The following is a 20,988-nucleotide window of genomic DNA, read 5'->3' on the forward strand; positions in this document are numbered from 1 at the left end:
CAGGTGTGTACAACATGATGAAAGGAACGCCATGTCAACCAGTCGACGCCTATTCCTGCAGGCCGCCATTGCCGCCGGCGCCATGCCGGGTTTGGCAAAAGCAGCCGCCTCTTCTTCAGGTAATGAAACGGGAGAAAACTGGGCGGCCTATTTTGCCGAAGCCGGCGTGCCGGGTACGCTGGTCGTAGCGGACCTGCGCGGCGGCAAGGAACGCATCCTGGTACATGCACAGGAGCGGGCGGCGCAGCGCTTCGTGCCGGCATCCACCTTCAAGGTGCCGCACAGCCTGATCGCGCTCGATGCCGGCGTGCTGCGCGACGAGTTCCAGGTGATCCCATGGGATGGCGTGCAACGCTCCGTCCCGGCATGGAACCGCGACCAGGACCTGCGCTCGGCCATGCGCTATTCGGCGGTCTGGGTGTTCGAGCGTTTCGCCGCCGAGATCGGCAAGGAGCGCGAAGTCGCCTATATGCGCAAGATCCCGTACGGCAATGCCTCGGCCGACGGCCCCGAGCCGTTCTGGGTCGATGGCCAACTGGCCATTTCAGCCAATGAGCAGATCGCCTTCCTGCGCCGCCTGTATCGCAATGAATTGCCTTTCAAGGTGGAACACCAGTTGATCGTCAAGGATGTGATGGTCAACGAGGCCGGAAAGGACTGGATCCTGCGCGCCAAATCCGGCTGGAGCGGCAAGATCGGCTGGTGGGTGGGTTGGGTGGAGCGGGAGGAAGGCCCGGTGTTCTTCGCGCTCAATATCGACACGCCCAACCGCATGGCCGACTTGCCCAAGCGCGAGCGGATCGTGCGCCAGGCGTTGAAGAAGATGGGCGTGTTGCCGGCCTGATTGCGCAGTCCTTTTCATGCAAAACGGCGCGCCAGTTCATGCTGGCGCGCCGTTTTACCTTGGCTTGCGACGACAATGGCGGGACAGTCTTACTCCTGGCCATCGGCCCCGCAGCACTTCTTGTATTTCTTGCCGCTGCCGCAGGGGCAATCGTCATTGCGGCCGACCTTGGGCGCGTCGCGCTGCACCTGCTCCACCGCCGACTTGCGCTTGGGCGCCCAGTAACGGTGGATATGCGGGATGGCCGATTCGATCTCGATGGCCAGCTTGTGGGTCTTGACCGGATCGTCGATCAGTTTGGTTTCTTCTTCCTCCAGCTCGTCCGAGCCCAGCAGGTAGATCGGGCGCATCAGCGGCGCCAGGTCAGAGTGGAAGATCTCGTCCCATTGCTGGGCGCGCAGTTGCATGCCTTCCCAGAAACCCCAGGCCCAGGCTTCCGCATCCAGCAGCGGCTTGCCTTCATGCTCGCGCTCGCAAAACAGCGGTTCGTATTCCTTGGGCGCAACCTCGAAGGTGATGGCGATCTCGTTCATGGTGCGCGCGATCAGGCTGGTGATGCGCTCGGCTTCCTTGCCGGACTTGAACTTGGGCGTGTCTTCCGGGCGGCTGCCCCACACGCGCGGTAGCCATTCGGCCATCAGCACTTCCTGCGGGCCGATGACCAGCGCGGTCAGGTAGCCGTGCAGCGTGTCCATGGTCATGACGTCGTCGGCGCAGCGGTCGGACAGGAGGAAATCGTCGAGTTCGTCGAACTCTTGATCGGAAAGGGGCTGGTCGAGGTGCATGGCTTCCTTGGTATGCGAATTACTGATAATCAGCTTGCCAGTGTAATTCTATTCAGCCAGCGGTGCGAGCATTGTCGGTTTGTCTACTGCCGCGAGAGGTCTTTGAAGCACGCAGACCGCCGCCTCGCCGGTACTCGCCAGTACAATAGCCGGATGAATGAATCCGCCAGCAATTTTCCCGACGCCACATCCTTCGCCACGCTATCGCCCGACATGGTGCTCGATGCCCTCGACAGCGTCGGCCTCTTCGGCGATGGCAGGCTGCTGGCCTTGAACAGCTACGAAAACCGCGTCTACCAGGTCGGGATGGAGGAGGGGCCGCCGCTGGTGGCCAAGTTCTACCGGCCGCTGCGCTGGAGCGACGCGCAGATCCTGGAAGAGCATGCGTTTTCGCAGCAACTGGCCGACGAGGAGATACCGGTGGTGCCGGCGCTGGCGCTGGAAAACGGCGCGACCCTGCAGCGCTATGCGGGCTTTCGCTTCGCGGTATTTCGCCGCCACGGCGGACGCGCGCCCGAGCTGGACAGCCCCGACACGCTGGAATGGATGGGGCGCTTCATCGGCCGCATCCATGCGGTCGGCATGCAGCAGCCTTACGCCGAGCGCCCGGCGCTGGATATCGCCAGCTTCGGCATAGAGCCGCGCGACTGGCTGCTCTCCCACAATTTCATCCCGGATGAGCTCAAGGCTTCCTGGCTCAGTACCGTCGACCACGCGCTGGATGGCGTGCGCCGCTGCTTCGAGCGTGCCGGCGAGGTGCGGGCGTTGCGCCTGCATGGCGACTGCCACGTCGGCAATGTGCTGTGGACCGACGCCGGCCCGCACTTCGTCGATTTCGACGACAGCCGCAGCGGCCCGGCCGTGCAGGATTTGTGGATGCTGCTCTCGGGCGAGCGCGGCGACATGGTGCGCCAGTTGTCCGACCTGCTGGCCGGCTACGAGAGTTTCTGCGAATTCGACCCGCGCGAGCTCTACCTGATCGAGGCGCTGCGCAGCTTGCGCCTGATCCATTATTCGGCCTGGCTGGCGCGGCGCTGGGACGATCCGGCGTTCCCGGTCGCCTTCCCGTGGTTCAACACGCAACGCTACTGGCAAGACCGCATCCTGGAGCTGCGCGAGCAGATCGCGCTGATGGATGAGCCGCCGCTATGGCCGGTCTGAATCGACAAGACGAAGGGGGAAACATGAAAACACGCTGTGCCTGGGTCAATATGAACAATCCCTTGTACGTGAGCTACCACGACGAGGAATGGGGCGTGCCTTGCCACGACGAGACCCGGCTGTTCGAAATGCTCAACCTGGAAGGCGCGCAAGCCGGCCTGTCATGGGAAACCGTGCTCAACAAGCGCGCCAACTACCGTGCCGCCTTCGATCACTGGGACGCCCGCAAGATCGCCCGCTACGACGAGCGCAAGGTAGCCGAATTGCTGGCCAATCCAGGCATCATCCGCAACCGCCTGAAGGTGGCCGCGGTCATCACCAATGCGCATAGCTATCTGCGGCTGAAAGAAGAAACGGGCGGGCTGGATCCCTACCTGTGGGGCTTCGTCGGCGGCAAGCCGATCCGCAACAAATGGAAGGCGCACGGGGAATGTCCGGCCAAGACGCCGCTGTCGGACCAGATTTCCAAGGATCTGGCCAAGCGCGGTTTCAAGTTCGTCGGCTCCACTATCGTCTATGCCTACATGCAAGGCATCGGCATGGTCGACGACCATGTGGTGGGCTGCCACTGCCATGGCCGCAAGCATTGAAGCAGAGGCAGGGGCCGGGGCAGGGGAGCAATGACGCCAGGATGGTTTACACTCGCTGGCGGCCGGATCCTGACCGGCCGTGGATCTGGAATCAAGATGCCGGTTCAGGCAAGCAGCCTGCCGGATTCAGTTTGGGAATAGCATGATTTTCATCAAGTGGTTTGGCTGGTCGGTGCTGTGGATACTGCCCCTGTTGCTGAGGTCGGCGGTGTCCGCGCTGACCCGCAAATCCATTCTCGGCGGACGCGGCGCGATCCGCGTCTGGCTCGGCACCTTGCTGCTGCTGTGCGGCAGCAGCGCTATCGAGTCGCTCATCCGCGCGCAGTTCGATACCGCCGACGAGGGCGCCAGCGCCGACCTGTTCGGTTTCGCCCTGATGGGCGCGCTGGCCGGCAAGTTCAACAAAGTGATCGCCGTGGTGCTGATGCTGGCGCTGGCGGCGCTGGGGTTGAAGTGGCTGCTGGGCGCGTTCTTCGGACGCGGCAACCAGGCCGACCGCGACGACCATCCCGAGCTCGACCTGGCGCCGCCGCGGCGCGGCAGCATCGAGAGCGAACGCAACCGGCTGGCGGGGCTCCGCTATGGCGGCTCGTCGGCGCAAGGCGCCGAGCGGCGCATGCCGCCGGCCCGTCCAGCCGGTCTGGCCAATATGCAGCGGGCGACCGGCGCACCCGCCGCCGCACCCGGCCGCCACCCCGGCATGGCCGGGCGGGAGGACTGGCAAGTGCCTTTGTCGGCACTGAACAGGAGCGCCGCGCAGCGCCAGTTCACGCCACCGCAGGACAGTTCCGGACACGGCGGAAAATGGCCTTCCCTCAAGCCCATGGCGCAAGATGCGCGCCCGCGCCCTGAATCGGAATGGGCGACTTTCGAGACCTTGCGCCCGACCGATGCCATGCTGGCGCGCGCCGCTGCCAGCAGCGCCATTACCGCCGCCAGCGCAGCGGCCAATGCCAGCCTGTCGCGCGCGGCCAATCCGATGCCGCCGGCGCAGCAGATCCCGCCGTCGATCGTGCGCGCGACGCCTAGCCAATCTTCGCAACCCGGCCTGGCGCCGACCCGCAGCATCCGCATCAGCAGTGTCGGCCGCGCGGCCAGGCAGGCCCCGGAACCCAGTACGCCGGCCGAGCGCGCCGATGTCATTCCCACGCGCCTGATGCGCTCGCTGCAAGAAGCGGCGGGGCAGAAAGCGGTTGCCGGCGGCGAAGCGGCCGAGCCACAGGCGCCTGCGGTTGCGGGCGGGATGCAGATGGCGGATGGCGGCGCCATCGCCCCAGCTGCGGAATCCGGCATGGCGCACGGCGAGATGCCGCAAGACATGCCGGCGGCAGCCCAGCCTGCAGCCGTCGAGCCGTACACGGCGCCATGGCTCGAAGCTGTGCCGGAACCGCTGGTTCCGGCCGCTCTTGTTGATTCTGTTGCGCCTGTCGAGGCGCAGCCTGAAGCGCTTCATATTGAAGATCCTTTCATGTCGCTGTTCGACCAGGAACCGGAATCGGTTCCTGCGCCGCAAGCGCCTTCCGGTCCGGTTTCCGGTACGCCATCGTTTGCGGTGCGCAGCCCCGGGCCGGCGCCGGTAGCGCCGCCCGTTACCGCTTATGCGGAAGATGAAGCGCCCGAGCCGCAGGTGCAGATCCCATTGCCCGCGCTGGATTTGCTCGATGTGGTGCCGGATGCCGCCATCGAAGTCGATGCCGAACAATTGCAAGAGACCGGCCGCCTGATCGAACAGCGCCTGAAGGAATTCAAGGTGCCGGTGGCGGTGCTGGGCGCCGAAGCGGGGCCGGTGATCACGCGCTTTGAAGTCGAGCCGGCGCAGGGCGTGCGCGGGGCGCAGGTGGTCAACCTGATGAAGGACCTGGCGCGCGCGCTGGGGCTGACCTCGATCCGCGTGGTCGAGACCATCCCCGGCAAGACCTGCATGGGCCTGGAGCTGCCCAATGCGCGCCGGCAGATGATCAAGCTGTCCGAGATCGTGCATTCGCAAGCCTACCGCAAGTCGGCCTCGCTGCTGACGCTGGCCATGGGCAAGGACATCACCGGCACGCCGGTGGTCACCGACCTGGCGCGCGCGCCGCACATGCTGGTGGCCGGCACCACCGGTTCGGGCAAGTCGGTGGCGATCAACGCCATGATCCTGTCGCTGCTCTACAAGGCCACGCCGGAAGAAGTGCGCATGATCATGATCGATCCCAAGATGCTGGAACTGTCGATCTACGAAGGCATTCCGCACCTGCTGGCGCCGGTGGTGACCGACATGCGCGAGGCCGCGCATGCGCTGAACTGGGCGGTGGACGAGATGGAGCGCCGCTACAAGAAAATGTCGAAACTGGGCGTGCGCAACCTGGCCGGCTACAACCAGAAGATCGATGACGCCCATGCGCGCGGCGAGAAGATCCCCAATCCGTTCAGCCTGACGCCGGACGCGCCCGAGCCGCTGGACAAGTTGCCCACCATCGTGATCGTCATCGACGAGCTGGCCGACCTGATGATGGTGGTCGGCAAGAAGGTGGAAGAGCTGATCGCGCGCCTGGCGCAAAAGGCGCGTGCGGCCGGCATCCACCTGATCCTGGCCACGCAGCGCCCGTCGGTGGACGTGATTACCGGCCTGATCAAGGCCAACATCCCGACCCGCGTGGCCTTCCAGGTATCGTCCAAGATCGACTCGCGCACCGTGCTCGACCAGATGGGCGCGGAGTCGCTGCTGGGCCATGGCGACATGCTGTTCCTGCCGCCCGGCTCGGGTTATCCGCAGCGCGTGCATGGCGCCTTCGTCTCCGACGAGGAGGTGCACCGTGTGGTGGAATACCTGAAGTCGTTCGGCGAGCCGCGCTATATCGAAGAGATCCTGGCGCCGCTGATCGCGGAGGATGCGGCGCAAGGCGACATGTTCGGCAGCGACATGCCCGATCCCGAATCCGATCCGCTGTATGACGAGGCGGTGGCCTTCGTGCTGAAGTCGCGCCGCGCGTCCATTTCATCGGTGCAGCGCCAGTTCCGCATCGGCTACAACCGCGCCGCGCGGCTGGTGGAACAGATGGAGACGGCCGGCGTGCTGTCGGCCATGTCGCGCAATGGCAGCCGCGATATCCTGGTGCCGCCGTCGGGCGAAGAATAAATCCTTATCGCAGCTTCCCGTCATCCCGGCGCAGGCCGGGATCCAGTGTCGTTGGTAGCGATTAACCGGCGTCGGGGTGATGCGACGAACGACGCTGGGTCCTGACTTTCGTCAGGACGACGGTGAATTGAGCGGCAGATAAAAAAATGGCGAACCGGATTTCCGGTTCGCCATTTTTATTTCATCCAGGCCGATCAGACATCCAACTGGGTCACCAGCTTGGTGTTGATATAGGCTTCGATCGCCTCGGTGCCGCCTTCGGAACCGTAGCCGCTGTCCTTGATGCCGCCGAACGGCAGTTCGGGGATCGCCAGGCCCAGGTGGTTGATGGTCAGCATGCCGCTTTCCACGCGCGCGGCCAGCGCGTGCTTGGTGTGCGCCGACTTGGCGAAGGCGTAGGCCGCCAGGCCGAAGGGCAGGCGGTTGGCTTCGGCAATCACTTCATCCAGCGTGTCGAACGGGTTGATCAGCGCCAGCGGGCCGAACGGTTCCTCGTTCATCACGCGGGCCGACAGCGGGATGTTGGTCAGCACGGTGGGCTGGAAGAAGTAGCCGCGGCCGTCGATGCGCTTGCCGCCGGTGCGCAGTTGCGCGCCTTGCGAGACGGCGTCGTCGATCAGCGATTCCAGCGCCGGGATGCGACGCTTGTTGGCCACCGGGCCCATGGTGGTGCCGGCGTCGATGCCGTTGCCGACCTTCAGTTGCTCGGCGTAGGTGACGAACTTGTCGACGAAGGCGTTGAACACGTTCTTCTGCACCAGGAAGCGGGTCGGCGAGACGCACACCTGGCCGGCATTGCGGAACTTGGCGGCGGCCAGTTGCTTGGCGGCGGCGTCGATGTCCGCATCGTCGAACACCATGGCCGGGGCGTGGCCGCCCAGCTCCATGGTGGCGCGCTTCATGTGCAGGCCGGCCAGCGCGGCCAGTTGCTTGCCCACCGGGGTGGAGCCGGTGAAGGAAATCTTCTTGATCACCGGATGCGGGATCAGGTATTCCGAGATCTCGGCCGGCACGCCGTAGACTAGGTTGATGACGCCGGCCGGCACGCCGGCATCGGCGTAGGCGCGGATCAGTTCGGCCGGGGAGGCGGGGGTTTCTTCCGGCGCCTTGACGATGATCGAGCAGCCGGCGGCCAGCGCGGCCGACAGCTTGCGCACCACCTGGTTGAGCGGGAAGTTCCAGGGCGTGAAGGCAGCCACCGGGCCGACCGGCTCCTTGATCACCATCTGGTAGGCGCCCGGCACGCGCGCCGGTACCAGGCGGCCGTAGGTGCGGCGGGCTTCCTCGGCGAACCAGTCGATGGTGTCGGCCGCGCCCAGGGTTTCCATCTTGGCTTCGGGAATCGGCTTGCCTTGTTCCAGCGTCATCAGGCGGGCGATCTCGTCGGCGCGTTCGCGCAGGAGGTTGGCGGCGCGGCGCATGATCTTCGAACGCTCGAAGGCGGAGATATTGCGCCATACGTCGAAGCCCTTTTGGGCGGCTTCCAGCGCGCGGTCGAGGTCTTCGCGGCCGGCGTGGGCGATCTTGCCGATGACTTCTTCGGTGGCCGGGTTGACCACGTCAATGGTGCCGCCGGAAACGCTGGCGCTCCATTCGCCGTTGATGAAAAGCTGTACGTCCTTATACATATGAGGTCCTCGTTCGTCAGGGGTTACAGGGATGCCGCCGACGGCAGTTGCGGCTTGCGCGGCGGGCGTCAATGATGGTGATGGCGACAGCTCTGGCGGCGTCTTGTCGATGTGCGGGCCGGCCAGTTGCTTGTGGATGGGCCGGCCTGCGAGAAGGAGAGTTATACCACGCATCGCGCATGTCCGCAGGCGGCGCCTGCGGACCGCCAACGGGGCAATGAGTCAATGGACGTGCCGGGGGATTTCCATTTCGGCCAGGATCATTTCCACCTGCAGGCACTGTATCTTCAGTTCCTTGATGGCCTTGCGGTACTGGCGCACCGACTTCAGCAGCGGCGGCCCGCTATCTTCGTGCCTGGCGGTGCGGATGACGTTGAGCATGATGTGCGAGAGCATCGTGGCTGCTTCGTCGTGGGAGCTCTTCAGTTCGGCGATGCTTGTCAGCAAGGCAAGCCGTTTGTCCATGGCGATCTCCTCTTGGTCGGGTCTGGTGAGACTGTGCCGCAAGAGGGAATGTTCCGGAGCCGGGAAGGCGGCGGGTTGCATTGCCCGGGGCCAGCCTTGCGGACGAAAAAAGCCCCGCCGAAGCGGGGCAAAGAGGGAACTGGGAGTCATCCCAGTTTTTTTGCAACAACGCAAATCGGCCCGGTCTGCGCCGGTTTGCGCCAAGGTTGGCCGATCAGTACTTCCACATGATCTTTTGCAGTTCCTTGCTGTCGTTGGTTTTGGTCAGCGCCAGTTCGGCCAGGATGCGGGCCTTCTGGGCATTCTGGTCGTCGGTGACGACCCAGTCGTACTTGTCGTCAGGCTGCTCGCCGTTGCGGATCACGACGCCGCTGCCGGTGCGGGTGGCGCGGATGACTTGCACGCCCTTGCCGCGCACTTCCTGCAGCACCGGCACGATCTGTTCGGCCACGCTGCCGTTGCCGGTGCCGTCATGGATGATCGCCTTGGCGCCGGCGTTGACGAAGGCGTCATAGGCGGCGCGGCTGACGTTGCCGTAGTTGTAGGCGATATCCACGCGCGGCAGGCTGTTGATCTTGTCGATGTCGAACTCGGTTTGCGTGGTGTGCGGACGGGCCGGCAGGCGGTAGAACATCAGCTTGTTTTCAACCACGTAGCCCAGCGGGCCGTAGGGCGAACGGAAGGTCTCGACCTTGAACGAGTTGCTCTTGGTGACGTCGCGGCCGGAATGGATTTCGTCGTTCATCACCACCAGCGTGCCTTTGCCGGCGGCTTCCTTGCTACCGGCGACCAGCACCGCGTCATACAGGTTCAGCGCGCCGTCCGCGCCCAGCGCGGTGCCGGGGCGCATCGAGCCGACCACCACCACCGGCTTCTCGCTCTTCAACACCAGGTTGAGGAAGTAGGCGGTCTCTTCGATGGTGTCGGTGCCGTGGGTGATCACGATGCCGTCCACATCGCTTTGCTTGAGCAGTTCGGAAACGCGCTTGCCCAGCTTCAGCAGGCGCTCGTCATTGAAGCTTTCGCTGCCGATCTGGAAAATCTGTTCGCCGCGCACGTTGGCGATCTTCGACACTTCCGGCACGGCGGCGATGATCTTGTCGACCGGAACCACGGCCGACTGGTAGGCCGCGGTGTTGACGCTGGAAGCGCCCGCGCCGGCGATGGTGCCGCCGGTGCCGATGACCACGACGTTGGGTTTCTTGTCCTGGGCCTGCGCCGATACGCTCAGGGCGGCGAAGGCGGCGGACATGATCATGACAGCGCCGATTTGTTTGAATTTTGCCTGCTGCATTTGAAGTCTCCTGGTGACAGTTTGTAAGTCCGTTTTACGGCTTGCTTCCGTTGTTCTGATGGCGCGTCGAAACGGCCGGTCCCGCACGGATGGTGAGGAACGCAGCGATCATACGAAAGCCGAATTGCGATGTCTCATGCTTTTAAAACATGGAAGGATGCGCCAAACGCATGAGTCCCGCCGGCGGCCCGGATCGCGGGGGGAGGGCAAGAAAAAACCGCCGTGAAGGCGGTTGGGGAGGCGTTCGTCGAAGACGGCGGGTCAGAAGAATTCGACGGTGTCGTTGGTGGTGATGCCGGAATGCAGTACACCGGAATCGACCAGCTCTTCATAGAAGCAGATACGGTTGCGGCCGTTTTTCTTGGCGTGGTACAGGGACTGGTCGGCATGGCCGAGGATGACCACCGGCGTTTCGCGCGAGATGCCGACAAAGCCGAGGCTGACCGTGACCTTGCCGACCTGCGGGAAGTCGTATTCCTGCACGTTCTGGCGGAAGCGGTCGAATATCTTGCGCGCGTCGGACAGGGTGGTCGAGCGCAGCAGGATGACGAACTCTTCGCCGCCGAAACGGAAGATGCGGTCGTGGCTGCGGAAGGAGGCGCGCAGGATGTTGGCCATCAGGATCAGCACTTCATCGCCGTACAGGTGGCCGTAGCGATCGTTGACCTGCTTGAAGTGGTCGATGTCGACCACGGCCAGCCAGTGGCCCTTGGCTTCAGCCAGGCCGTCATGGCGGCGGTCGTTCTTCTCCAGCGAATGCGCTTCATGCGGCGCGATGGCGAAGGCGTACTTGGTGAACTGTTCGTCGAAGGTCTTGCGGTTGAACAGGCCGGTCAAGGCGTCGCGCTCGCTGTAGTCGAGCAGGCTCTGGTAATTGCAGTAGACATGGAAGATGCCATGGATGACATCGAGCATCTGTGCATCGAAGGGCTTGGTGCTGCGAATTTCGACGCAGGAGTTCATCTTTCCGTGCAGCCATACCGGCAGCCAGAGGATGTGCGTGCCGTCCTCGGCGGTTTCGAGATATTCGTTGAGATGGCTGCGGATGCAGGCCACCATCGCCGGGTAGCTGGAGAGGGGTTCCTTGGGGTCGTCGCTGGTGTGTTCGTCGATGGTGTGGACTTCGCCGTCGCGGATCACCATCTTTTCCTGAACGTAGTGCGTATCGCGCATGTTGAAGATATCCAGCATGCGGATTTCCTGCACATTGGTCAGCTGGTACAGCGCCGAGATGACGGAGAGCGCCAGACGGGAATGCTCCCGGTGAGCAGTGATCTCTACCAGATGCTTGAGCAGCGGTTTCTTCATCTCGTTATCGATGTCCTGCATGAGCCCATTGTTCTATGTATGGTCGGTACTCGGATTTCGTGCTTCGCCATTCGCGCGATGTATCAGCACTTATGCAAGAATCACGCCATGAATCAAGCAAGGAAGCGGGATGATTTTACACGTTCGCGCGCGCTGGGATGAAGCAGTTTCTGCAGTTTGAAACCGAAAATATCGAATTCATTTCCACTTGGAAATTTTGTTTTGCAGTGAGTCATATTTACGCGCTGGTTTGATAGTCTTTTGACTTTGTGCGCGTTTGCCGATTCATGGACAGTTGCCTGGAAGCCTTGCCCCGAGTGCGTTTCGTGAGTATTTGTGAGAATTGATCCTGGCATCGCATGCATACCCGAGGGACGGCGGCGCCGTATGCAAGCGCGGCAAAACGCGCGCAAAAAAATCGCCGGTTGCTAGGCCGTAATGCCGTTCAGTCAAGGCTAATTCTGAAGCGCTCATCCCCCAAGCCCGTTCGGGCTGAGTAGGCCCGTCAGGGGCGTATCGAAGCCAGCGTGTCACCGTTTAGCGCTCTTGCCTGCCCTTCGATACGCTGCTTGCGCAGCTACTCAGGGCGAACGGAATCTGGACCGCACAAACACAAATGCCGTTCAGCGTTTAACTGAACGGCATTAGGTTGCTAGGCCGGCGATTTTTTATGCTGCTTTCAGTTTCGCCAGCTTGTCAGGCATAGATGATCAGCAGCGCAATGGCGATGATCAACCCGAATTTGGTGATGCGGTAGACGGTCTTGTTCCATTTCTTGAAGCGGCGGCGATACTGGCCGGCCAGCCACACGAAGCGGAACAGTTTGTTCACGCGGCCGGTCTGGTCGCCGGTTTCATTGGGCGAAGCGGCGGCGGTCATCATGGTGCGGCCCAGCCATTGGTTGATCGCTTCGGCCCAGCGGTAGCGCAGCGGGCGTTCGACATCGCAGAACAGGATGATACGGTTCGTCTCGGTCCCGTTCTGCGCCCAGTGGATGAAGGTCTCGTCGAACACCACGCTCTGGCCGTCGCGCCAGCTATAGCGCTTGCCGTCGACTTCGATGAAGCAACGGTCATCGTTGGGCGTGACCAGGCCGAGGTGGTAGCGCAGCGAACCGGCATAGGGGTCGCGGTGCGGATTGAGCGTGCCGCCCGGCGCCAGCTCGGCGAACATCGCCGCCTTCACGCTGGGGACGCGGCGCAGGATCTCGACGGTCTTGGGGCAGAATTTCTCGGCCGAAGGATGGCTGGCGTTGTACCACTTCAGGTAGAAGCGCTTCCAGCCGGCCTTGAAGAAGGAGTTGAATCCGGCATCGTCGTTTTTCTCGGCGGCCTTGATCTTGGCCAGGTTCTGCAGCGCCACGGCTTCATCGCGGATGGTTTCCCAATTCTCGTCGATGAGGGCCAGGTCCTTGAACTCGCGCACGGCCGGATAGGGCACCGCCGGTACGCGCGAGAAGGCGTACATGAACAGGTTGATCGGCGACATGATCGACGAGTGGTCGAAGAACTGGCGCAGGAAGGGCAGCCGCACGCGTCCGCGGAAATGGATGAAAACGATCGAAAACAGGTAAATAAAGACGATTACCCACTTCATTGCATGGTCCTCTTGATGTTGCAGGCCGCCGGCCGATGTTGGCATGCGGCAAGGCAGATGTCTGCCAGATGGAGTCGGATCGGGAAAAACCAACCGCAGAAAGCGTCTGAAGGCGCCCAAAGCGCGCGGATGAGCTGAGTTGGTTCCCGAGCGTAGGCCCGCGCAGCGCGCGAGGCAAGCAAACGATTCTACACCAAGGGGGTGTCAGCAAATGTAAGCGTACCTGCCGCCTTGGCCCCGCTGCGCGGCTACGGCATGAGGGAAATCAAACAGGCAATAAAAAAGCGGGCCGGGGAAACCGGCCCGCGAGGGACAACAACAGTGAAGGATGAGACGTTGCGTATCGCTCAGGCGGCTTGCTGCACCACGGCCGGGCCGCGGTTCCAGCGCGGCAGGCCGGTGAAGGCGAAGTCGATCTCCGGTACGCGGCCGGCGACGATTTCGGCGATGGCGCGGCCGGAGCCGCAGCCCATGGTCCAGCCCAGGGTGCCGTGGCCGGTGTTCAGGTACAGGTTGCTGAACTTGGTCTTGCCCACATAGGGCACGTTGGACGGCGTCAGCGGGCGCAGGCCGGTCCAGTAGACCGGGTTCTCGTAGTCGCAGCCGTCCGGGAACAGTTCCCGGGTGCGGCGGGTGATGGCTTCGCAGCGGGTGGTGTTGAGCTCGCGGGTATAGCCGTTCAGTTCGCAGGTGCCGGCCACGCGCAGGCGGTCGCCCAGGCGCGAGACCACCAGCTTGTAGCCGTCGTCGGTGAGCGAGACGGTGGGGGCGGCGTCGGGATTGATGACCTTGTAGGTGGCCGAATAGCCCTTGCCTGGATAGAGCAGCAGGTCGATGCCCAGCGGCTTGACCAGCGGTTGCGAGAAGCTGCCCATGGCGACCACGAAGGCATCGGCCTTCAATACCTCATGGCGGCCGTCCGGATTGATGACTTCGACCCCGGTCACACGGGCCGAAGCGCCCGCGCCTTCGGTGATCAGGCGGGTGATGGTGGTGGAGAAGCGGAACTGTGTGCCGGCTTGCTCGGCCTTTTGCGCCAGGCCGGTAGTCAGCTTGTAGACGTCGCCGGATTCATCGGTGGCGGTGAAGTCGCCGCCGACGATCTTGTTGCGGATCGAGGCCAGCGCCGGTTCGATCTTCACCACTTCGTCGGCGCCGATCGATTCGCGCGGGCAGCCCAGGTCGCGCATCAGCTTGGCGGCCGGCAGCGATTCCTGGAATTCCTTTTCCTCGGTATAGAAGTGCAGGATGCCGCGGGTCAGGTGGTCGTACTGGATGCCGGTTTCGGCGCGCACGGCCTGCAGGGTCTGGCGGCTGTATTCGCACAGGGCGACGATGTTGCGGATGTTCTCGTCGGTGCGGGCGGCAGTGCATTCGCGCAGGAAGCTGACGGCCCACTTCCATTGCAGCCATTCGGGACGGAAGCGGTACAGCAGCGGGGCGTCTTCCTTGCCCAGCCACTTGAGCACCTTCATCGGCGCGGCCGGGTTGGCCCACGGCTCGGCGTGCGAGACCGAGATCTGGCAGCCGTTGGCGAAGCTGGTTTCCTGCGCCGCGCCGGGCTGGCGCTCGATGACGGTGACGTCGTAGCCTTCTTTCTGCAGGAACCAGGCCGAAGCGGTCCCGATAATGCCTGCGCCCAATACGATCACTTTCATCTCATTCTCCCGGTTTATGCGTGGTCTGGTGCGCGGCGGCGCCGAGCTGCCAGCAGATAGCAGATAGCAGCATTGTAAGAATTTCCCGATTGCCGATGTATTCAATACCGGCAAGGAATTTTCTTCAATATTAAGCAATGAGGCTTTGTTTATTTAAAAAACAAAGAAATTGGAGCAGATGTTTAATTTTTTGAAGATGAGAAGCGGGCCATCTCCTCGGCCACCGCGCGGGTCACGGTTTCTGCCAGCGCCTGGCGCAGGCTCTCCTTGACGCGCTGCGTCAGGATGTCGGAGATATTGTCCAGCACCACCGCCATCTGGTCCTGCAGGTGTTGCTGCAGGACGGAATCGGCTTGCGCCAGCAGGTTTTGCAGGACGTTTTCGCTGATTTCCTGTTCCCATTGGCGGTACTGTTCGGCGCTCGGGCTGGCCATTTCTGGTGCGGGTTGGGCCTGGTGAGCGGCCGGCACCGACGGCTGCCAGAAGGCGCCGGGCTGGGCTGCGGCGCTGGCGGGATGGCCGGCCTGCGGCGGCGCCAGCGGGATGACCTCGGTCAGGAGCGGGATGCTGTTGTCGTCGTGGTTCATGGCATGCACCGTCGCTTAGCTGGCCACGAAGTGGGACAGCGGATAGCCGCGTTCCTTGTAGAAGCGGTAGCGCTCACGGCCGGCGGCGCGGTCGGCGTCGTCGACGGAAATGATTTCCAGCATGCGCTCGAAGCGGGCGAAATGGGCCGGCGTTTCGCCTGAGAGGTTGATCAGCACCTGGTGGTGCGGCAGTTCGATGTCGTCGCTGGCGGTCAGGATGATCGGGGTCTGCGCGGCCAGAGGATCGCCTGCGGCCACATGCGGCAGGAAGTCCTGTTCGGAAAAGGTCCACAGCGCCTGGTCGAGCTGCTGCAGTTCGCTGCGATCGCGCACGCGCAGCACGATCTGGGTGCCGGCGCCGCGCGCCTTGCGCACCAGCCGGCAGACATAGGCGAGTTTTTGCGGGACGTTGCTATGGAAGTCGATGCGGGTCATGGCGGAAGTATAGTGGCAAGCGGTACGGGCTGCCATGATCGGGCGGAGAAGATTGCTTCGCCGCGAGCCATATTCATGGCGCCGTCATCCCGGCGCATGCCCCGGGATCCAGCGCCGTCCGTTACGCTCAGCAGGCGCTTGCAGAGCGTGACAAACGACGCTGGGCCCTGACTTTCATCAGGACGACGGTGTGGTGTTCAAGCCGCCATGCCGCTATGCCGCAGCAGCGCATCGATGCTCGGTTCGCGGCCGCGGAAGGCCTTGAACGACTCGATGGCCGGGCGCGAGCCGCCCACGGCCAGGATTTCCTGCTGGAAGCGGCGGCCGGTTTCGATCGACACCACGTTGCCGCCGCCGGCAGCGGCTTCCTCGAAGGCGCTGTAGGCGTCGGCCGACAGCACTTCGGCCCACTTGTAGCTGTAATAGCCCGCCGCATAGCCGCCGGCGAAGATGTGCGAGAACGAGTGCTGGAAGCGGTTGAACTCAGGCGGGCGGATCACGGCGATGCGGTCGCGCAATTCGTTGAGCAATTGCTGCACGGTCTGGTCGCCGCCTGCCTGGTACTCGTGGTGGATCATCATGTCGAACAGCGAGAACTCCACCTGGCGCAGCATCTGCAGGCCGGACTGGAAGTTCTTGGCGGCGATCATCTTGTCGTACAGCGCGCGCGGCAGCGGCGCGCCGGTCTCGGCATGCGCGGAGAGGTGCTGCAGCACATCCCATTCCCAGCAGAAGTTTTCCATGAACTGCGACGGCAGCTCGACCGCGTCCCATTCCACGCCGGAGATGCCGGACACGCCGACTTCATCGACTTGCGTCAACATGTGGTGCAGGCCATGGCCGAACTCGTGGAACAGCGTGATCACTTCATCGTGCGTGAACAGCGCCGGCTTGGCCACGCCGTCGACCACCGCCGGTTCGGTGAAGTTGCACACCAGGTAGGCGATCGGCGTCTGCACGCCGTTGGCGGTCAGGCGGCGGGCGCGGGCGTCGTCCATCCAGGCGCCGCCGCGCTTGCCGCTGCGCGCGTACAGGTCGAGGTAGAACTGGCCGACCAGCTGGCCGTCGCGCTCGATGCGGAAGAACTTCACGTCCTTGTGCCACACCGGCGCGGTGTCCGGCTTGATGGTGACGCCGAACAGTTGCTGCGCGACCTGGAACAGGCCGCCCACCACCTTGGGCTCGGGGAAGTATTGCTTCACTTCCAGTTCCGAGAAGGCGTAGCGCTGCTCGCGCAGCTTTTCCGAGGCATAGGTGCTGTCCCAGGCTTCCAGTGTGTCCAGGCCCAGCTTTTCCCTGGCGAAGGCCTTCAGTTCGGCATAGTCCTTTTCGCCGAAGGGGCGGGCGCGCCGGCCCAGGTCTTCGAGGAAGGCGATGACTTCGGCCGGCGATTGCGCCATCTTGGCCACCAGCGAGACTTCGGCGAAGTTGGCGTAGCCCAGCAGTTGCGCCTCTTCCTTGCGCAGCTTCAGGATGTCGTCGATGTTGGCGCTGTTGTCCCATTCCGGCCTGGCGCCCAGCTCGGACGCCTTGGTGGCGTTGGCGCGGTAGATCTTCTCGCGCAGCGCGCGGTTGTCGGCGTATTGCAGCACCGGGAAGTAGGAGGGGAAGTGCAGCGTGAACTTGAAGCCGGGCTTGCCGTCCTTCTCGGCGGCGGCGCGCGCGGCCTGCTTGACGTCATCCGGTAGGCCGGCGAGTTCGGCTTCGTCCTCGACGAACAGGCCGAAGTCGTTGGTGGCGTCCAGCACGTTCTCGGAGAAGCGGGTGGTCAGCGCCGCCTGCTTTTCCTGGATGGCGGCGAAGCGTTCCTTCTTGTCGTCGGGCAGCTCGGCGCCGGACAGGCGGAAGTCGCGCACGGCGTTGTCCACCACCTTGCGGCGCGCGGCCGACAGCGAGGCGAAGGCCGGGCTGGCCTGCAGCGCCTTGTACTTCTCGAACAAGGCCAGGTTCTGGCCCAGGCCGGTCCAGAATTCCACCAGGCGCGGCTGGTTCTCGTTGTAGGTGGCGCGCAGCGCCGGCGTATCCATCACCGAGTTCAGGTGGCCGACCACGCTCCAGGCGCGGCCCAGCTTTTCGGTGGCGGACTCCAGCGGTTCGACGAAGTTGTCCCAGGTGACCTCCGCCATCGGCGCTTCCAGTTCGGTTACCAGGCGGCCGGCGTCGGCCAGCAGCTTGTCCAGCGCGGGCGTGACGTGTTCCGGCTGGATGGCGTCGAACTGGGCGTAGCCCGAAAAGTCGAGCAGGGGATTGGCGGCGATGTCAGTGGTCATGGAGTCTTCTCTATTCAGTTCAATATCAGGTGCGTTCGGCGGCTTCGATGGTGTTGACCAGCAGCATGGTGATGGTCATCGGTCCGACGCCGCCCGGCACCGGGGTAATGTAGCCGGCGACTTCCTTGACGTTGGCGAAGTCGACGTCGCCGCACAGCTTGCCGTTGTCGTCGCGGTTCATGCCGACGTCCAGCACCACGGCGCCCGGCTTGACCATGTCGGCGGTGACGATGTTGCGGCGTCCGGTGGCCACTACCAGGATGTCGGCGTTGCGGGTATGCGCGCCGAGGTCACGGGTCTTGGAATTGCAGATGGTGACGGTGGCGCCGGCTTGCAAGAGCAACATCGCCTGCGGCTTGCCGACGATGTTGGAAGCCCCCACCACGACGGCGTTGGCGCCGCGCACCGGGTAATCGATCGATTCCAGCATCTTCATCACGCCGTACGGGGTGCAGGGGCGGAACAGCGGCTGGCCGGTCATCAGCAGGCCGGCGTTGCTGATGTGGAATCCGTCCACATCCTTCTCGGGGGCGATGGCTTCGATCACCTTGTGCGCATCGATATGGGCCGGCAGCGGCAGCTGCACCAGGATGCCATTGATCTTCGGGTCCTGGTTCAGGGCGTCGATGCGGGCCAGCAGTTCGGCCTCGGTCAGCGAGGCCTCATACTTTTCCAGCACCGAATACAGGCCGTTGTCTTGGCAAGCCTTGACCTTGTTGCGCACATAGACCTGGGACGCCGGGCTGTCGCCGACCAGGATCACCGCCAGGCCAGGCTGCTTGCCTTGAGCGGTCAGGGCGGCGGCGCGTTTGGCAACGTCGGCGCGCAGTTGTTGGGAGAGCAGGTTTCCGTCGATCAGTTGAGCTGGCATGGCAAATATAGAAGCAGGGCGGTGGCGAAAGCCCCGGGCGGCGCCGGGGCGATGAAAGCGCATGAAGCGCAGAACCCGTGATTATAAAGCCAGCGCGGCCGGGCGACGATGCGGCGCCCGACGGAAGAGCATCGAAGAAAATTGCCTTTCATGCAATCAAAATGCCCGCGCTTCCACAATGGGGGCATTTTGCCCCGTGCGCGACGGGGAATTTCAATTTCGGTTATGCTCCCGCAACCAAAGCGCTACGACATCACTTTTGAAGGACGCCCGCATGACCGATTTGCTGAACCAACGCCTGCAACAGCTCGCCAGCCCGCAACATATCGCGCTGCTCGGCCAGGGTTTGCGCGGCGTGGAACGCGAAACGCTGCGGGTCGACCGCCACGGGCAACTGGCGCATACGCCGCATCCGCCGGCGCTGGGTTCGGCGTTGACCAACGACCTGATCACCACCGATTACTCCGAGTCGCTGCTGGAATTCATCACGCCGGCCGAGCCGGATATCGCCACCGCCCTGCAACGGCTGGATGAGATCCACCGCTTCGTCTACGCCCGGCTGGGCGGCGAGCTGCTGTGGAATGCCTCGATGCCCTGCGTGCTGCCGCCTGAGGACGAGATTCCCATCGCCTGGTACGGCAGTTCGCACATCGGCATGCTCAAGCACGTCTACCGCCGCGGCCTGGCGCTGCGCTATGGCCGCACCATGCAGTGCATCGCCGGCATTCATTACAACTTCTCGCTGAATGAAGGCGTATGGGACGTGCTGCGCGAAAGCGACCGCGGCGTCGATGCCTCGGTTTCGCGGCGCGACTACCAGTCGGAACGCTACATCGCCTTGATCCGCAACTTCCGCCGCTACAGCTGGCTGCTGATGTACCTGTTCGGCGCCTCGCCGGCGGTGGCGACCAATTTCCTGCGCGGCCGCCCGCACCAGCTGGAGACCTTGTCCGACGACACGCTCTACCTGCCCTACGGCACCAGCCTGCGCATGAGCGACCTGGGTTACCAGAACAACGCCCAGGCCAACATCACCCCGCACTACAACAACCTGCCGGCCTACATCCGCAGCCTGGCGCATGCGGTCAGCGAGCCCTATCCGCCTTACGAGGCGATCGGCACCAAGCGCGATGGCGAATGGGTGCAGATCAACACCAACATCCTGCAGATCGAGAACGAGTTCTATTCGTCGATCCGCCCCAAGCGCGTCATCTACAGCGGCGAACGCCCGGTGCAGGCCTTGTCGGCGCGCGGCGTGCAGTATGTGGAAGTGCGCTGTATGGACATCGACCCGTTCGATCCGCTGGGCATCAACCTGCAGACGGCGCGCTTCCTCGATGTGTTCCTGCACTTCCTGGCTTTCGACGACAGCTGCCTGACCTCGGACGAGGAGGGTATCGAGAACCGCGCCAACTTCATGGCCACGGTCAAGCAGGGGCGTCAGCCCGGCCTGCAATTGCAGTTCAAGGGCCGTGCGATCGGCTTGAAGGAATGGGGCGAGCAACTGCTGGAGCGCATGGCGCCGGTGGCCGAACTGCTGGACCGGCAGGCCGGCGGCAGCGCCCACCGCGACAGCATGGCCGCCCAGCGCGCCAAGCTGGCCGACCCCGACGCCACGCCATCGGCGCGGGTGCTGCGCGAGATCCGCGCGGCCGGCAATTCCTTCCCGGCCTGGGCCCTGCAAAACAGCGCGGCGCAGGCCGGACAACTGCTGGCCGAGCCGCTGACGGCGGCGCAGACCGCCGACTTCGTCGCCATCGCCCAGGCTTCGCTGGAGGCCCAGCGCGAAATCGAGCGCACCCAGACCGGCGACTTCGACGCCTTCGTCGCCGCCTACCGCGCCAGCACGCTGGGCAATATCAGCGTCTGATCCTCCAGGCCGGAACCAAGCCGCCGTCTTTACGCCTATCTATATAGAACCGACCTCATCCGGTGCATGATCCATGGGGCGGTATCGCTGCTGCCGCCAGGCTTGTGATGCGAACTTCATTGTCTTTTTGATATTTTTCGTGGTGGGCCGCTGCGGTCGCAGTGCTTCTTCGATGGCCTGAACGGGGTGGCGAAGGATTATTTTGCGGCATTGCAAACATGGCAAAAAATCCCCTTCATATCGTCCTGACCGTAAAAATACGGTGGCTGGAAAGCGCCTGTTCATGCCGCTTTGCAGCATAATTTTGCATTATGAAATCAATTATCGCAATTTGAAAATCAAAAAATCCCTGATAAAATGCGTCGTCCATACGGCTGGAAGACCGTACATTAGAGTTTATGAGTGTTTTCCACGCATCATCGCCGGCGGCTATTTGCACTGAATGACCCGACCGACCCGGCCAGTCCATGAGATCTGGCCAGGGCCTTCAACAAACAGGAGACATGAC

At 63.4% G+C, this 20,988-nt stretch carries 16 protein-coding genes; 5 read left to right on the forward strand and 11 right to left on the reverse strand.

Going from position 1 to position 20,988, the window contains the following annotated elements:
• Positions 1-82 precede the first annotated feature (82 nt).
• Positions 83-844: a class D beta-lactamase gene (blaOXA, locus tag FB597_RS00780; RefSeq protein ID WP_141917473.1), complete on the forward strand. Its 762-nt coding sequence runs from the start codon at positions 83-85 to the stop codon at positions 842-844.
• Between the two features lie 89 nt (positions 845-933).
• On the opposite strand, the gene FB597_RS00785 is transcribed toward blaOXA, so the two are convergent.
• Positions 934-1,629, reverse strand: a complete 696-nt coding sequence (locus FB597_RS00785; RefSeq protein WP_141917145.1) for a UPF0149 family protein — start codon at positions 1,627-1,629, stop codon at positions 934-936.
• A gap of 153 nt (positions 1,630-1,782) precedes the next feature.
• Between FB597_RS00785 and FB597_RS00790 the strand changes: the two genes are divergently transcribed.
• The 3 genes from FB597_RS00790 (at position 1,783) to FB597_RS00800 (ending at position 6,498) form a co-directional block, all read left to right on the forward strand.
• A complete protein-coding gene (locus tag FB597_RS00790) occupies positions 1,783-2,790 on the forward strand; it encodes a serine/threonine protein kinase (RefSeq protein WP_141917144.1) in 1,008 nt (335 codons plus the stop codon).
• 23 nt (positions 2,791-2,813) lie between these two features.
• On the forward strand, positions 2,814-3,380 hold the full coding sequence (locus FB597_RS00795) for a DNA-3-methyladenine glycosylase I (RefSeq protein ID WP_141917143.1): 567 nt from the start codon (positions 2,814-2,816) through the stop codon (positions 3,378-3,380).
• A 142-nt stretch (positions 3,381-3,522) separates the two neighbouring features.
• Positions 3,523-6,498, forward strand: coding sequence for a DNA translocase FtsK (locus FB597_RS00800; protein ID WP_141917141.1), 2,976 nt, complete (start codon positions 3,523-3,525; stop codon positions 6,496-6,498).
• A 194-nt stretch (positions 6,499-6,692) separates the two neighbouring features.
• Here FB597_RS00800 and FB597_RS00805 read toward each other — a convergent pair whose 3' ends face one another.
• From FB597_RS00805 to folD, 10 genes are all read right to left on the reverse strand, one after another.
• Positions 6,693-8,126 carry an NAD-dependent succinate-semialdehyde dehydrogenase gene (locus FB597_RS00805; protein ID WP_141917140.1) on the reverse strand — a complete coding sequence of 478 codons (1,434 nt, stop codon included), beginning with the start codon at positions 8,124-8,126 and terminating at the stop codon, positions 6,693-6,695.
• A 222-nt stretch (positions 8,127-8,348) separates the two neighbouring features.
• Complete coding sequence (locus FB597_RS00810) at positions 8,349-8,591, reverse strand: hypothetical protein (RefSeq protein ID WP_141917138.1); 243 nt, start codon at positions 8,589-8,591, stop codon at positions 8,349-8,351.
• A 214-nt stretch (positions 8,592-8,805) separates the two neighbouring features.
• A complete protein-coding gene (locus tag FB597_RS00815; RefSeq protein WP_255463964.1) occupies positions 8,806-9,849 on the reverse strand; it encodes an asparaginase in 1,044 nt (347 codons plus the stop codon).
• A gap of 297 nt (positions 9,850-10,146) precedes the next feature.
• Positions 10,147-11,214 carry a GGDEF domain-containing protein gene (locus FB597_RS00820; protein ID WP_183405797.1) on the reverse strand — a complete coding sequence of 356 codons (1,068 nt, stop codon included), beginning with the start codon at positions 11,212-11,214 and terminating at the stop codon, positions 10,147-10,149.
• A gap of 675 nt (positions 11,215-11,889) precedes the next feature.
• Positions 11,890-12,789, reverse strand: coding sequence for a lipid A hydroxylase LpxO (gene lpxO, locus FB597_RS00825; protein WP_141917133.1), 900 nt, complete (start codon positions 12,787-12,789; stop codon positions 11,890-11,892).
• A 347-nt stretch (positions 12,790-13,136) separates the two neighbouring features.
• On the reverse strand, positions 13,137-14,447 hold the full coding sequence (locus FB597_RS00830) for a D-amino acid dehydrogenase (protein ID WP_141917131.1): 1,311 nt from the start codon (positions 14,445-14,447) through the stop codon (positions 13,137-13,139).
• A gap of 182 nt (positions 14,448-14,629) precedes the next feature.
• Positions 14,630-15,034: a hypothetical protein gene (locus tag FB597_RS00835; RefSeq protein ID WP_144767626.1), complete on the reverse strand. Its 405-nt coding sequence runs from the start codon at positions 15,032-15,034 to the stop codon at positions 14,630-14,632.
• A gap of 15 nt (positions 15,035-15,049) precedes the next feature.
• Positions 15,050-15,469, reverse strand: a complete 420-nt coding sequence (locus tag FB597_RS00840) for a DNA polymerase III subunit chi (protein ID WP_141917468.1) — start codon at positions 15,467-15,469, stop codon at positions 15,050-15,052.
• Between the two features lie 197 nt (positions 15,470-15,666).
• The gene (locus FB597_RS00845; RefSeq protein WP_141917126.1) at positions 15,667-17,739 is read right to left on the reverse strand and encodes a M3 family metallopeptidase; all 2,073 of its coding nucleotides are present in this window, start codon (positions 17,737-17,739) and stop codon (positions 15,667-15,669) included.
• Positions 17,740-17,764: 25 nt separating this feature from the next.
• Positions 17,765-18,610, reverse strand: a complete 846-nt coding sequence (gene folD / locus FB597_RS00850; RefSeq protein WP_141917125.1) for a bifunctional methylenetetrahydrofolate dehydrogenase/methenyltetrahydrofolate cyclohydrolase FolD — start codon at positions 18,608-18,610, stop codon at positions 17,765-17,767.
• Positions 18,611-18,884: 274 nt separating this feature from the next.
• On the opposite strand from folD, the gene gshA reads away from it, so the two are divergent.
• Positions 18,885-20,480: a glutamate--cysteine ligase gene (gene gshA, locus FB597_RS00855; RefSeq protein ID WP_144767628.1), complete on the forward strand. Its 1,596-nt coding sequence runs from the start codon at positions 18,885-18,887 to the stop codon at positions 20,478-20,480.
• Positions 20,481-20,988 lie beyond the last annotated feature (508 nt).

The sequence above is a fragment of the Herbaspirillum sp. SJZ099 genome, from assembly GCF_007828355.1.
In the GTDB taxonomy this organism is placed as follows: domain Bacteria; phylum Pseudomonadota; class Gammaproteobacteria; order Burkholderiales; family Burkholderiaceae_D; genus Herbaspirillum.